The organism is Acidimicrobiales bacterium, from assembly GCA_035546775.1.
GTDB lineage: Bacteria > Actinomycetota > Acidimicrobiia > Acidimicrobiales > JACCXE01 > JACCXE01.
The window spans coordinates 50246-63414 of record DASZWD010000020.1 but is presented as its reverse complement, the minus strand read 5'-3'; the positions used below and the strand labels follow the sequence as shown (position 1 = coordinate 63414).

General features: G+C 68.0%; 13 protein-coding genes. 3 read left to right on the top strand and 10 right to left on the bottom strand.

Features of this window, described 5'->3' with window-relative positions; translation table 11 throughout:
• Nucleotides 1–321, top strand: a complete 321-nt coding sequence (locus tag VHC63_04565) for a hypothetical protein (protein ID HVV35854.1) — start codon at nt 1–3, stop codon at nt 319–321.
• 140 nt (nt 322–461) lie between these two features.
• Here the strand turns inward: VHC63_04565 and VHC63_04560 are convergent, their stop codons facing one another.
• The 4 genes from VHC63_04560 to VHC63_04545 are packed head-to-tail and all read right to left on the bottom strand — an operon-like array spanning nt 462 to nt 4856.
• Nucleotides 462–1160: a class I SAM-dependent methyltransferase gene (locus VHC63_04560; GenBank protein ID HVV35853.1), complete on the bottom strand. Its 699-nt coding sequence runs from the start codon at nt 1158–1160 to the stop codon at nt 462–464.
• Nucleotides 1161–1195: 35 nt separating this feature from the next.
• On the bottom strand, nt 1196–3529 hold the full coding sequence (locus VHC63_04555) for a DNA translocase FtsK 4TM domain-containing protein (protein HVV35852.1): 2334 nt from the start codon (nt 3527–3529) through the stop codon (nt 1196–1198).
• A 54-nt stretch (nt 3530–3583) separates the two neighbouring features.
• Nucleotides 3584–4012 carry a PaaI family thioesterase gene (locus VHC63_04550; protein ID HVV35851.1) on the bottom strand — a complete coding sequence of 143 codons (429 nt, stop codon included), beginning with the start codon at nt 4010–4012 and terminating at the stop codon, nt 3584–3586.
• A gap of 1 nt (nt 4013) precedes the next feature.
• Nucleotides 4014–4856, bottom strand: coding sequence for an SDR family NAD(P)-dependent oxidoreductase (locus VHC63_04545; GenBank protein ID HVV35850.1), 843 nt, complete (start codon nt 4854–4856; stop codon nt 4014–4016).
• A gap of 95 nt (nt 4857–4951) precedes the next feature.
• Here VHC63_04545 and VHC63_04540 point away from each other — a divergent pair, with 95 nt between their 5' ends.
• A complete protein-coding gene (locus VHC63_04540; GenBank protein HVV35849.1) occupies nt 4952–6298 on the top strand; it encodes an FAD-dependent monooxygenase in 1347 nt (448 codons plus the stop codon).
• Here the strand turns inward: VHC63_04540 and VHC63_04535 are convergent.
• The 3 genes from VHC63_04535 to VHC63_04525 are packed head-to-tail and all read right to left on the bottom strand — an operon-like array spanning nt 6285 to nt 9514.
• Nucleotides 6285–7940, bottom strand: a complete 1656-nt coding sequence (locus tag VHC63_04535) for a ribonuclease J (GenBank protein HVV35848.1) — start codon at nt 7938–7940, stop codon at nt 6285–6287. The two genes, VHC63_04540 and VHC63_04535, sit on opposite strands and share 14 nt — an antisense overlap.
• A gap of 3 nt (nt 7941–7943) precedes the next feature.
• Complete coding sequence (gene dapA / locus VHC63_04530; GenBank protein ID HVV35847.1) at nt 7944–8855, bottom strand: 4-hydroxy-tetrahydrodipicolinate synthase; 912 nt, start codon at nt 8853–8855, stop codon at nt 7944–7946.
• Nucleotides 8852–9514, bottom strand: a complete 663-nt coding sequence (locus VHC63_04525; GenBank protein HVV35846.1) for a hypothetical protein — start codon at nt 9512–9514, stop codon at nt 8852–8854. The genes dapA and VHC63_04525 overlap by 4 nt, the downstream gene beginning before the upstream one ends.
• 48 nt (nt 9515–9562) lie before the next feature.
• Here VHC63_04525 and VHC63_04520 point away from each other — a divergent pair, with 48 nt between their 5' ends.
• Nucleotides 9563–10648, top strand: a complete 1086-nt coding sequence (locus tag VHC63_04520; protein ID HVV35845.1) for a Zn-dependent alcohol dehydrogenase — start codon at nt 9563–9565, stop codon at nt 10646–10648.
• 88 nt (nt 10649–10736) lie between these two features.
• On the opposite strand, the gene VHC63_04515 is transcribed toward VHC63_04520, so the two are convergent.
• From VHC63_04515 to VHC63_04505, 3 genes are read right to left on the bottom strand one after another with little or no spacing between them, the layout of a single operon-like run.
• Nucleotides 10737–11906 carry a ferritin-like domain-containing protein gene (locus tag VHC63_04515; GenBank protein ID HVV35844.1) on the bottom strand — a complete coding sequence of 390 codons (1170 nt, stop codon included), beginning with the start codon at nt 11904–11906 and terminating at the stop codon, nt 10737–10739.
• Nucleotides 11893–12519 (bottom strand): helix-turn-helix domain-containing protein, encoded by a 627-nt coding sequence (locus VHC63_04510; protein HVV35843.1) that lies wholly within the window; start codon nt 12517–12519, stop codon nt 11893–11895. Before VHC63_04510 ends, VHC63_04515 begins: the two co-directional genes overlap by 14 nt.
• A 53-nt stretch (nt 12520–12572) precedes the next feature.
• The gene (locus VHC63_04505; GenBank protein ID HVV35842.1) at nt 12573–13154 is read right to left on the bottom strand and encodes a TetR/AcrR family transcriptional regulator; all 582 of its coding nucleotides are present in this window, start codon (nt 13152–13154) and stop codon (nt 12573–12575) included.
• Nucleotides 13155–13169: the final 15 nt, after the last annotated feature.

The following is a 13169-nucleotide window of genomic DNA, read 5'->3' as shown; positions in this document are numbered from 1 at the left end:
ATGCATGACTTTCTGACCCTCGCCTTCGTCGGTCTCGGCATCTTCGCCGTCGCCAACTTCCTCGAGGATCTCGTGCCGATGCTCCGGCGCTATCACGGCTTCGTGATGTTGGCCATGGGTATCGGCGTCGCCTACTGGATGGACTACAGCATGTTCACCGGTTGGCACATCGCCGTGCGCAACGCCACCGTGGGCCATCTGCTGACGGGCGTCGCGCTCGCCGGCACCACCAGCGTGTGGCGTGGTCTCCACCACTGGCTGGGCGCGTCCGAGGGCGAAGAGCCGGAAGAGCGCAAGTCGCACATGCGTCTCGCTGCGTAACAGCGCTTCGCTAACCAGAAAGACAGCAGCGCAAGTCGCACATGCGTCTCGCGGCGTAGCAACAACCTCGCTCTACTGAGCAAAGAGGGCCGGTGCAACGAAGCGCCGGCCCTCTTGCGCGTCTGGGCGGCGGGTGAGACTCAGACCTTGTGGAACGCCAGCATCGACTGGCCCCGCGGCGAACCCCAGTCGCCGATGTGCTCGAGCTTCAGGGGCAGGCCGTTGACGAGATCCTCGAAAAACCGCACGTGGTAGCGGAACGGGTCGCGGTCGGGATACGTGACCGACGGCGGTCCGTCCTTCTGCGGGAACTCGATCGGCGACAGATCGTTGGGGTCACCCGGGTTGTCGAGAAAGGTGGCGTAGAACACGCCGCCGGGGCGCAGTGCCTCGGACATGCGCACGAGACACCGGTGGATGTTGTTGAGCGGGATGTGGGTGAAGACCGACTGCGCGAGGGCGACGTCGAACTGCCGACCGAACTTGTCGAACTCGAAGTCCCGGTTGCACAGCAGGACGGGCGCCCGGTCGGTCAGACCGGCGTCGGCGAGTTCCTCGGCGCCGACGTCGAGAATCCATTGCTCACGCTCGATCCCGCAGTAATGCCCGGGCTCGAGGTAGCGGATGAAGTGCACACCGCCGCGCAACGCCCCGCAGCCGACGTCGAGCATCCAGTCGCTCGGCTGGAGGCCCTGCTCCACGAGGAAGTTGAACTGGTGCTGGCCCATCTCCTCCCAAGCGCCGCCGACGATCTGACGGGCAACGGCTCGGCGGTCGACGCCGCGCTGATCAAGTCGATTTGCAGCGCGACGCAGCGCGCGGGAAAGGGTGCTGGGCATAGATAGATAACGCCCCGCGCCGTAGGTTCTCGCGCCTAGGAGGCCTGGTCGAGCGCCTCGAGTTCCTCGACCGTCATCAGCACGGCGCGTGCCTTCGATCCTTCGGACGGTCCGACGACACCATTTTCTTCGAGCAAGTCCATCAGGCGACCGGCGCGGGCGAAGCCGACCTTGAGCTTGCGCTGCAGCATCGACGTCGAACCGAGCTGGCTGCGCACGACGAGGTCACGGGCAGCGCGCAGCAGCTCGTCGTCGGAATCACCGCCGGCGCCGCCGAAGGTGCGCTCCCCCGGTCCCGCGTCTTCGCCTTCGACGCCTTCGACGTATTCGGCGCGCGCCTGGCGCTTCCAGTGCCCCGCCACTTTGCGCACTTCGTCCTCGCCCACCCATGCGCCCTGCACTCGCCGGCCGCTCGACGAGTTCGCCGTCAGCAACAGCATGTCGCCCTTGCCGACGAGACGCTCGGCACCGGGCTGGTCGAGGATGACGCGGCTGTCGGTCTGGCTCGACACGGCGAAGGCCAGGCGCGACGGCACGTTGGCCTTGATGACGCCGGTGATGACGTCGACTGACGGGCGCTGCGTCGCGATGACGAGGTGGATGCCGACGGCGCGGGCCATCTGCGCGATACGACAGATCGACTCTTCGACGTCGCGGGCCGCCACCATCATCAGGTCGGCCAGCTCGTCGACCACCACGAGGATGAACGGAAGGCGCTTGTACTCCTTGTCCTCTCCCGGCTCGGGTTGCAGATCGCCACGATCGAACGCGGCGTTGTAGCCGGTGATGTCGCGCACGCCGACCTCGTAGAGCAACTCGTAGCGCCGCTCCATTTCCTTCACCGCCCAGTTCAGCGCGTTGGCGGCGCGCTTGGGGTTGACGACGACCTGGGTGAGCAGGTGCGGCAACGCGTTGTACTGACCGAGCTCGACGCGCTTGGGGTCGATCAGGATCATGCGCACCTGGTCGGGCGTCGAGCGCACCAGCACCGAGGTGATCAGGCTGTTGATGCAGCTCGACTTACCGGCGCCGGTGGCGCCGGCGATGAGGATGTGCGGCATCTCGGCGAGGTTCGCCATGACCGCACGGCCCGCGATGTCCTTGCCCAGCGCGACCTCGAGCGGATGCGTCGACTTGCGGGCTTCCTCAGAGCCGAGGATGTCGGCAAGGGCGACGAGCTGGCGATCGCGGTTGGGCACCTCGACACCGATGGCCGACTTGCCCGGGATCGGCGCCAGGATGCGGACGTCGGGCGACGCCATCGCGTAGGCGATGTCCTTGTGGAGGCTCGTGACCTTGGCGACCTTCACACCCGGGCCCAGTTCGAGTTCGTAGCGGGTGACGGTGGGCCCGACGGTCATGCCCACGAGGCGCGTCTCGACGCCGTGGGCCGCCAGCGCGTGCTCGAGCGTGCGGCCGCCGGCTTCGATCTGGCGGCGGTCGATCTCGACGGCCTTCGATCGCTTCAGCAGCGCCAGGGGCGGCAGGCGCCAGGGACCCTCGCGGTGCGCGGGGCCCAGGTCGATGGCCAGCTGGTCCGCCGCGACGGGCTCGGTGGTTTCGGGCACCGACACGGTGATCTCGGGGTCGGGCTCGGGTTCGGTTACCTCCGGCGCGTCGTCTTCGGTGGGCGGCGGCACGACTTCGAGCGCCGGCTTCTTCTGGCGCGTCGGATGACGCCGCGACGCGTCGATGCGCTCCTCGACGTCGGTGGTCGTGGCCGCCGCGATGTGGCGCGCCGAACCGCTCAGCACGTCGACCGCCTTCTTGAGGCCGTGGACGAGATGGCCCCACGCCTCGCGCGCCGACAACTTCAACACGACGAGCAGGCCGACGAGGCCGAGGACCACCAAGATGAGCGCCGCGCCCGGCACCGCCAGCAGGCTGCGCAGCGGCTCGGCGATGGCAACGCCCACGAGACCGCCGGCGTTGCGCAGCTCGTCGGCGGGATCGGTCCACGCCGGCGCGCCCTGGGCCAAGTGGATGAGACCGGTCCCGGCCAGCACCATGAACGTCGTGCCGATGACGACCCGCGCCGGTTCCTGGCGCGGCCGGCCCTGCAGCAACGCCACGCCGACGCCGGCGACGGCGACGGGGAGCGCGAGTCGGCCCCACCCGAACAGCAGGCCGGCGAGGTCGCGCAGGAAGCGCCCGACCGGCCCCGTGAGGTCGGCGTAGATGCCGAGGGCGCACACGACGCCGAAGGCGACGAGGAGGAGTCCCCACACGTCGTCGGACTGGCGGCCGAGGTGGGTGGCGAGTGATTTGCGGACGCGTTCGAGCGTCGACGCGTTCTTCTTTGCCGCGGGACGACGCGTCGTCGCCGGGGCTTTCCGAGTGCGAGCGGGGCCTCGCTTCGTTGTGGCCATGGCCAGATAAACCGTACCTACGTTCGGTCCGCCCGAGGTGGAGGGTAGCCGGTGCTAGGCAGGGATCGAGTACGTCACCGTTGCGTGCGACACGAGGTGGTCGCCCGAATAGCAACCGACCTCGGTCACCGACAGGCGCTTGCCCAGCTTGATCAGGTTCGCTTCGGCGAACAGGTCCTGGTCGAGCGACGGCTTGCGCAGGAAGTTGATGTTGAGATTCGTGGTGACCGCGAGGGCGACGGGGCCGATGCGCGACAGCGTCGCCAGCCAGGCGGCGGCGTCGCTCAGCGACATCATCGTCGGCCCGCTCACCGTGCCGCCGGGCCGCTCGTGTTCGGGGCCGATCGGGATCGTGAGCACGACACCGCGGTCGGTCACCTCCGACACGTGATAGGCGCGCTGGTTGAAGAACGCCTTGACGAGGAAGTCGTCGAGTTCGCCGGCCGTCATGACCGGCGGCGGGATGGTGACGGATCCCGCCACGTCAGACCATCGTCTGGCCGCCGCTCGTGTTGAGCGCCTCGCCGGTGATGTAGTTGCCCTCGTTGCTGAGGAGGAAGACGATCGAGTTGGCGACGTCCTCGGCGGTCTGCATGCGCCCGAGCGGGATCTGGCTTTGCAGCCACGCGTCGAACCCACCGGGTTGACCGCTGAAGATGTTCTCCATCTGATGGTCCTTGTTCAGCAGGTCGGTGTCGACCGTGCCCGGGCACACGGCGTTGACCGTGATGCCTGACGGGCCCAGCTCAATCGCCCATGTCTGGGTCAGCATGATGATCCCGGCCTTCGCCGCGCAATAGGCGCCGAGCGGCGGCATGCCGCGCTTGCCCGCCTGCGACGACACCGAACAGATCTGCCCCTTCGTCCCGGCGGCGACCATGCGCGCGGCAACGGCGCGGGTCATGAGGAACATGCTGCGCAAGTTGAGCGAGATCATCTTGTCGAACTGATCCGTCGGCAGGTACGTGAGCGGGCCCGCGCCCATGCCGAAGCCGCCGCCGCCGACGACGTTGGCCAGCAGCGAGATCTCACCGAGGGCCTCGGTGCCTTCCGCGACCGCCGCTTCGACTTGCGCTTCGTCGGTGCAGTCCGCCTTGATGCCAACAGCGCGCCGGCCCATCGCTTCGATCTCCTGCACGATCGTCTCGAGATCGGTCGGCTCGGCGACGCCGTGGTGCGGGAAGTCGGCCATCGGCGCGCCGAGATCGACGCAGATGACGTCGGCACCTTCGCGAGCGAGCATCAGCGCCGTCGCCCGACCAATCCCCCTCGGGCGCGCCGCTCCCGTGACGAGTGCGACCTTGCCTGCGATTCCGGTGAACGCCATGGGCGCTTTCTAGCGGATCACTCCCCCGGCACTACCAACCTACCGCGAGGTGGGGGGCTTGCGGCAAGGACCCTCGAGTCCTCACCATGCCGCCGATGAACGCGCACGATGTGGTGATCGCCGGCGGCGGACCGACCGGGTTGATGTTGGCGGCGGAACTGCGACTGGCGGGCGTCGACGCCGTCATCGTCGAACGCCGGGCGACCCAAGACCTCGATGGTTCACGCGCCGGCGGGCTGCACCCGCGCACGCTGGAGGTGCTCGACCAGCGCGGCGTGGTCGACCGGTTCGTCGACGCCGGCCAGAAGCATCCCGCCGCCGGCTTTGCCGGGATCTTCCTCGACATCTCCGACTTCCCGACGCGCCACAACTACCTGCTCGGCCTGTGGCAGCGCGACATCGAGCGCATCCTCGCGGGCTGGGTGCTCGACGAACTCGGGGCGCCGATCATGCGCCGCCGCGACGTGCGCGGCTTCGTGCAAGACGACGACGGCGTCACCGTCACCCTCGACGACGGCGACGCCGTACGCGCCACCTACCTCGTCGGCTGCGACGGCGGCCGCAGCGTGGTGCGCAAGACGGCGGGGATCGACTTCGTCGGCTACGACGCCACCGCCACCTTCCTCATCTGCGAAGCGGAGATGACCGACCCCGAAGTCGGGATGCGCCGCGAGGGCGGTGGACTCGGGCCGGCCAACCCCGGCGTCGACGACGGCCGCTACCGCTTCGCACTGAAGGAGGATGCGGTCAGCCACGACGGCGAACCGACCTTCGAGGACGCCCACGCCTTGCTCGTGGCCAAGTACGGCACCGACTTCGGCCTCCGCAACCCCACGTGGATCTCGCGCTTCGGCGACGCCACCCGCCAGGCGGCGACGTACCGATCCGGGCGCGTGTTCGTCGCCGGCGACGCCGCCCACATTCACGGGCCGCAAGGCGGCCAGGGCCTCAACGTGGGCGTGCAGGACGCCGTCAACCTCGGCTGGAAGCTCGGCCAGGTGCTGCGCGGCGCCGCGCCCGACGCACTGCTCGACACGTACCACGCCGAGCGCCATCCCGTCGCCGCCCGCGTGCTGCACAACACGATGGCGCAGGTGGCGCTCAGCATCGCCGACGAACGCCACGACGCCATGCGCGACATCACGATCGAACTGCTGGCGATGGACGAGCCGCGCCGCTACGTCGCCGGCATGGTGACGGGCCTCGACGTGTTCTACGACCTCGGCGGCGACCACCCGCTCGTCGGACGGCGCATGCCCGACCTCGACCTGCGTAACGATCGCGTCTACGAACGGCTCCACGCCGCGCAACCCGTCGAGCTCGACCTGGCGGCGCAGTGCACGGCGACGACGTGCGAGTTGCCGGTGATCGGCCGGGTGCCGCTGCCGCAGGCGGTGATGATCCGCCCGGACGGCTACGTCGCCGCCGTCACACTTCCATGACGATGGGCACGATCATGGGGCGGCGCCGCGTGCGCTCGCTCACGAACTTGCCCAGCGCCGAGCGCGCCGCCTTGCGCAGCGTGTCGGCGTCGTTGGTCTGCACACTGCTGACGTGGGCGCGCACCGCCTCGCGCGCTTCGTCCAGCAGGCCTTCGGCTTCGGGGGCGTAGACCCAACCGCGCGTGATGATCTCGGGACCGCTCACGACTTCACCGGTCTGCGCGTCGACCGTCACCACGACGATCACGACGCCTTCGTCGGCCAGTACCTTGCGGTCGCGCAGCACGAACTCGCCCACGTCGCCGACGATGCCGTCGACGTAGAGGTACCCGGCGGGCACGGTGTCGGCGAAGTCGATGCCGTCGTCGGACAACTCGATCACATCGCCGTCCTCGCACAGCAGCACGTGGTTGTCCGACATGCCGAGCATCTTGGCCAAGCGCGCGTGGTGCGTCAGGTGGCGGAACTCGCCGTGCACGGGGATGAAGAACTCGGGCTGGGCCAGCGTGAGCAGCGTCTTGAGTTCCTCGCCCTTGGCGTGGCCCGACACGTGCACCTGGGCGATACCGGAGTGCACCACGTCGCAGCCGAGGCGGTGCAGGCCGTCGATCACCTTGCCGACGTTGCTCTCGTTGCCGGGGATGGCGTGGCTCGACAGGATCACGACGTCGCCCTCACCCACCTTGATGCGCCGGTTCTCGCCCGCCGCCATCAACGCCAGGGCGCTCAGCGGCTCGCCCTGCGACCCCGTCGACACGACGCACACCTTCTCGGGCGGCAGGTCGCCGAGATCGTCGATGTCGACCACCGCGTTGTCGGGCACGTCGAGCAAGCCGAGGCTGCGGGCCAGCGCCACGTTCTTGCCCATCGAGCGGCCGAGGGTGGCAATCGTGCGCCCGTGCTTGACCGCCGCGTCCATCACCTGCTGGATGCGATGGATGTGGGAGGCGAAGCACGTAACGATCACGCGCTTGTCCTCGTTGTCGCGAAACAGGTCGCGCAGCGCCTCGCCGATCACGGTTTCCGACACGGTGTGGCCGGCGCTCTCGGCGTTGGTGGAGTCACCCAGCAGCAGGCGGATGCCGTGCTCGGATGCCAGCGCGCCGATGCGAGCGATGTTGGTGGTGCGCCCGTCGACCGGCGTGAGGTCGAGCTTCCAATCGCCCGAGTGCAGGATGATCCCCTGGGGCGTGTGGAGCGCGATGGCGAAGGCGTGGGGCACCGAGTGGGTGACGGGGATGAACTCGACGTCGAAGGGGCCGATCTGCACCCGGTCGCCGTCGGAGTTGACCGGCCGGAAGTCGGTGCGCTTCGTGAGGCCGGCTTCGTCGATGCGGTTGCGGGCCAGGCCCAGCGTGAGCGCCGAGCCGTAGAGCGGGAACGACAGGTCACGCAGCAGGAAGTGCAGCGCGCCGACGTGGTCCTCGTGGCCGTGGGTGAGCACGCACGCTTCGACCCGGTCGGCGTTCTCGCGCAGGAAGGTGAAGTCCGGCAGTACGAGGTCGACACCGGGCATGTCGAGGCTCGGGAACATGAGCCCGCAGTCGATGAGCAGCAGCCGGTTGTCGACTTCGACCACGGCGCAGTTGCGCCCGATCTCCCCGAGTCCGCCCAGAAAGATGACTCGAACCGGTGCTGCCATCCCTTATTTGTACTTGGGCGCGGCCATCGACCCGAGCGATGCCAGCAACGCGTCGGCCGCGGCGTCGAGTTCGGGCGACCCCGGACCCATCGGCAGCCGGCACTGGCCGACGGGCAAACCCAGCCGTCGCATCACCGTTTTGGTCGGCACCGGGTTGGGATACGCGTCGCTGCCTTCGAAGTCGTAGGACGCGGCGAGCGCGGCGTTGAGCTCGCGGGCGCGGTCGACGTCGCCCTTGGAGAACGCCTCGATCATCTCCTTTTGCGCCGCGGCGGTCCAGTGGCTGGCGACGCCCACGACGCCGCAGGCACCGACCGCCAGGAACGGCAGCGTGAGCGACGAGTCACCCGAGTACACCTCGAAGTAGTCGGGCGCGTCGCGCAGCAGCATCGCGGTCGACGACGGGTCCTTCGCCGCGTCCTTGTTGGCCACGATGGTGGAGCAGTCGGCGATCAGCTTGAGGAAGGTCTCGTTGGCGATCTTGCGGCCCGAGCGAATCGGGATGTCGTAGAGCATCACCGGCAGGTCGGTGCACTCGGCGATCGCCTTGAAATGGCCGTAGAGGCCCGACTGCGAGGGCCGGTTGTAATACGGCGTCACCGCCAGCACCGCGGCGGCGCCGACGCGCTTGGCCTCCTTGGTCATCTCGACGGAGTGGGCGGTGTCGTTGGTGCCCGACCCGGCGATGACCGGGATCGTGACCGCCTCGATGGCGGCGCGCCACACCTCGACGCGTTCGGTGTCGGTGAGCACGGGCGACTCACCCGTCGTGCCGGTGACGACGAGTCCGTCGTTGCCGTTGTCCTGCAAGTACCGCGCCAGCGTGGCGACGCCGTCGTAGTCGACGGATCCGTCCGCGTGCATCGGCGTGACCATTGCGGTAAGGATCTGTCCCCACCGGCCTGCATTCCTCACGACGCTTGTTCCTCCACCTGTGCCGGTTCGCTCCCCCGCTCGATGCCGAGCGTGGCGAGAAGATCTTCGTGCAGTTCGAACCACACGGAGTGGTAACTGTCGATCATCGGTTTCGTCATCCAGTCGTGCTCGCCGGCTTCGACGCGGGCGCGCGCTGCGGCGAGCCGGCGTCCGTAGTTGCCGAAGCGTGCGAGGGCATCGCCCAGTTCAGCGCAGATCGGCTGCGCGGCGCTATCGACTTTGGCGAGACGGGCCAGCACCTCGGCGTCGTAGTCGGCATCTTCGTGCCGGTTGCGCTCGGGCGGCGTCGCGTTGTCGACGGGCGGGAACAGCTGCCAGTCGGTACACAGCCGCAACAACTGCGGGTTGAGCACGAGGAAGCGGCGGTACAGCGCGTCGACCGTCGTTCGGAGTCCGGCCCCGTCGAGTTCGGTGGCGGCGCGCTGCGCGTCTTCGTCGCGGCCGAAGGCTGTGAGCGCCCACCCGGCGAGGGCGCCGGTGCGCAACGTCACAAACTCGTCCGCCTGGTGACGCCGCATAGCGGCGTCGACGGTCGCTTCGTCGAGGCCCGTCGCCGCCGCGATTTCCGCGCTCTGCGTCACGCCGCGCACGCGCACCAAGTGCAGAGCGAGAAACGCCGGATCGGATGCGACAGCCACCTGCGCAGACTACGGGCACCGCGTGGTCAGAAGTGCAAGAGTCGACCCATGCGTGCTGCCGTTCTCAAGACGATTCCCGGACAACTCGACATCGACGAGGTCACCATCGGCGAACCCGGCCCCGGCGAGGTGCTGGTGCGCACCGCGGCCGCCGGGCTGTGCCACAGCGACCTCCACTTCATGACGGGCGCCTACCCGTATCCGACTCCCACGGTGCTCGGTCACGAGTCCGCCGGCGTGGTCGAGGCTGTCGGACCCGGCGTGACCTACGTGCAGCCGGGCGATCACGTCATCACGTGCCTGTCGGTCTTCTGCGGCAAGTGCGAGTACTGCCTGTCCGGCTTCCCGAACCGCTGCACGAAAGAAGGCCTGACCCGCGACTTCACCGGCCCGCAGCGCCTCTCGATGCCCGACGGCTCGCCGTGCCATCAGTTCCTGCACCTGTCGAGCTTCGCCGAGAACATGCTGATCCACGAGAACGCGCTGGTGAAGATCCGCAAGGACATGCCGCTCGACCGCGCCGCCCTCATCGGCTGCTCGGTCACGACCGGCCTCGGCGCCGTGTTCCGCACCGCGGCGGTGCCCGCCATGGCGACGGTCGCGGTCATCGGCTGCGGCGGCGTCGGGCTCAACATCGTGCAAGGCGCCCGCATCGCGGGTGCGTCGCGCATCATCGCCGTCGACATGAACGAGACGAAGCTGAAGATGGCCGAGCAGTTCGGTGCCACCGACCTCGTCAACGCGTCGAACGGCGACGCGGTGTCGCAGGTGCAGGCATTGACCGGCGGCGGCGTCGAGTTCTCCTTCGAAGCGATCGGGCTCAAGGCGACCGCCGAGCAGGCGTGGCAGATGCTGGCGCAGGGCGGCACCGCCACGGTCGTCGGCATGATCCCGATCGGCCAGTCGGTCGAACTCAACGGCTTCGACTTCCTCGCCGAAAAGAAGATCCAGGGCTCGAACATGGGCTCGAACCGCTTCCGCTTCGACATGCCGCGCTACGTCGACCTCTACATGGACGGCCGGCTCATGCTCGACGAACTGGTGTCGGCCCGCATCAGCCTCGACGAGATCAACGACGGCTTCGAAGCCATGAAGACCGGCGAGATCGCCCGCGACGTCATCGTCTTCAACTGACACCGAACCTCGCCCCGAACGCGAACTGGGCGCGTCAACCCGTGAAAACCACGAGCTGACGCGCCCAGTTGGGGCGTAGTGGGGGGAACTACGCGGTCTTGGACGAGCCCTGCGTTTCGCCGTTGGCGAGGGCGAACATCTCGTACTCCTCGCCGGTGTCGGCCCAGTCCTCGAAGGCGATGACGCCGAGCTCGGTGAACTTCTCGCGCAGCCAGCCCGGCTTGCCCTTGTCGGCGCCGGCGTCGAGCAGGCCGAGCTTCTTGCAGTTCGGCACGATCTTGGAGAACAGCATCGACTGGAAGCCCTGCCGCTCCGGCGCCTGCATGACGAGCTGCACGGCGTCCTTCACCGGGATGCCCATGCGCTCCCACACTTCCTGCTGGAGGAAGCGGTCGCGCATGCGCACGGCAGCCTCGAAGGCGAACTCCTGGCGCTCGCGCAGCTCAGCGGCCGTGAGCTCCTGGTAGTAGTCCTGCAGCGACAGCACGCCGAACGCGACGTGGCGCGCCTCGTCGCTCATGACGTAGCGCAGCAGCTGCTTGAGCAGCGGCTCGGTGGTGAGCTGGTGGATGAAGCCGAAGGCGGCGAGGGCGAGGCCCTCGACCATGATCTGCATGCCGAGATAGGTCATGTCCCAGCGGCTGTCCTGGATGATGTCGTCGAGGAGCATCTTCAGGTGGGCGTTGATCGGGTAGTGCCCCGACAGCTTCTCGTCGAGGTACTTGGCGAAGACCTCGACGTGGCGGGCCTCGTCCATCACCTGCGTCGACGCGTAGTACTTGGCGTCGATCCACGGCACCGACTCGACGATGCGGGCCGTGCAGATCAGCGCGCCCTGCTCGCCGTGCATGAACTGGCTGAGCGTCCAGTTCTGCGACTCGATGGCGACCTGCAGAAATTCCTTGTCGCCCCACTTCTCGAACGGCGTGCCCGCGAGGTCCATGTTCTGGCTCAGGCCGGTGCTGTTGGCCGCCGCGTTGTTGCGGGCTACCTCTTCCTGGTCGACGGGCGTCTCCCACGGCAGGTCGGTCTGACCGTTCCACATCGACGTCTTCGCCTTCTCGTAGAGACGGTCGAGCTTCGGGCGGTGGCCCTTCTCGTAGTCCCACGTGAAGATCGAGTCGTAGTTCGAGGCGACGTTGCTGATGATGGCGTCGCGCTCGGTGTTGGTGACCGAGAGGATGGCTTCGAGGTCGTTGATGTCCTCGCGGCCGATGATGGCGGCGTTCTCGGAGATTGGGTTTTCAGTGACTGACATGGGACACGGATTCCTTTGTTGAGGATGACGACGAGAGACTGGGCATGACGAAGGTGCGCACGAGGCGGCGGGCGGACGCCTCGTCGGTGAGGTCGAACTCGGCCGACGGCGCGCAGGCGTAGGACAACACGATGCGCGTCAGCCATTCGGCGCCGCGGCCGGCGTCGGCGCCGAGCCACGGCTCGAGATAGGGCGCGGCAAACGTGCGCACGTTGGCGAGCAGGCGGTCGAGGTTGCCGAAGGCGAACTGGGGCAGGATCTGTTCGGGTTCGTGCTCGATCATGAACTTGAGGGCGCCGTGGTGCTGAAGGTGGCGTGCCGCGGTGACCACGCCGGTCACGATCGTGTCTTCGAGCGTGGTGGCCGACTGGACAGCTGCGTGCAGTTCGCCGAAGAAGCGGTTCAGCTCGACGGCCGACACCAGCGCCATGAGGTTGTCCTTGCCGCCGGGCACGGTGCGATACAGCGTCGCCCGGCTGATGCCGGCCTCGCGGGCGACGTCTTCGAGCGTGGTCTTGGCCAAGCCCCAACGCGCGACGCAGCGCAGCGTCGCATCCACGATGCGGTCGTCACCCGTCACTTCTTCCCTGGCGCGCAAATCGATGACGGGCATCACGTGAGACGATAACGACAGATCTGTCTCACTGTCAATGGTGTCTCAGCGTCTTATCGGAACACTCCGGCCAAAAGCTGCGTTCTGACCAGGCGATTCACTTGATCGCGGTCGGTGAGGTCCCAGCTCCCCTCGGCGTTGAAGAACGACAAAAGCAGCCGCGAAACGTGGTCGGCGACCTGGTCGACGGTCACGCCGTCGGCCAGGCGCTCGGCCTCGGGCGCCAGGTGGGTCTTCAGGAAGGTGGCGACCATGGCCCGCACCAGCGAGTCGTCCACGCTCATCCGCGGCAGCAGGAGGTCGGGTTCGGTTTCGAGCACCTTCTGGAACACGGCGTGTTGGGCCAGCGCGGCGCGGGCGAACACGATCGCCTCCTCCAATGTCGTCTCGAAATCCGGCGCGTGGTCGATGGCTTCGGCCAACTCGGCGAAGAACCGGGCTGTCTCCCACCGGATCGTCTCGCTGATGAGCTGGTCCTTGCCGCCGGGGAACTGGCGGTAGACGGTGGCGCGGCTGATCCCGGCCTCGCGGGCGACGTCTTCGATCGTCGTCTTGGCGATCCCGTAGCGCGCCACGCAGGCGAAGGTCGCCTGGAGCAAGCGCTCGGTCGACACGCCGCGCTCGCGAGCCCGCATGGAGGCATCGTACGA

Coding starts and splice junctions, on each gene's coding strand:
- VHC63_04515 (HVV35844.1), bottom strand. CDS start 11,906: ATGTCAGTCACTGAAAACCCAATCTCCGAGAACGCCGCCATCATCGGC.
- VHC63_04560 (HVV35853.1), bottom strand. CDS start 1,160: ATGCCCAGCACCCTTTCCCGCGCGCTGCGTCGCGCTGCAAATCGACTT.
- VHC63_04535 (HVV35848.1), bottom strand. CDS start 7,940: ATGGCAGCACCGGTTCGAGTCATCTTTCTGGGCGGACTCGGGGAGATC.
- VHC63_04545 (HVV35850.1), bottom strand. CDS start 4,856: ATGGCGTTCACCGGAATCGCAGGCAAGGTCGCACTCGTCACGGGAGCG.
- VHC63_04520 (HVV35845.1), top strand. CDS start 9,563: ATGCGTGCTGCCGTTCTCAAGACGATTCCCGGACAACTCGACATCGAC.
- VHC63_04565 (HVV35854.1), top strand. CDS start 1: ATGCATGACTTTCTGACCCTCGCCTTCGTCGGTCTCGGCATCTTCGCC.
- VHC63_04540 (HVV35849.1), top strand. CDS start 4,952: ATGAACGCGCACGATGTGGTGATCGCCGGCGGCGGACCGACCGGGTTG.
- VHC63_04505 (HVV35842.1), bottom strand. CDS start 13,154: ATGCGGGCTCGCGAGCGCGGCGTGTCGACCGAGCGCTTGCTCCAGGCG.
- VHC63_04510 (HVV35843.1), bottom strand. CDS start 12,519: ATGCCCGTCATCGATTTGCGCGCCAGGGAAGAAGTGACGGGTGACGAC.
- VHC63_04555 (HVV35852.1), bottom strand. CDS start 3,529: ATGGCCACAACGAAGCGAGGCCCCGCTCGCACTCGGAAAGCCCCGGCG.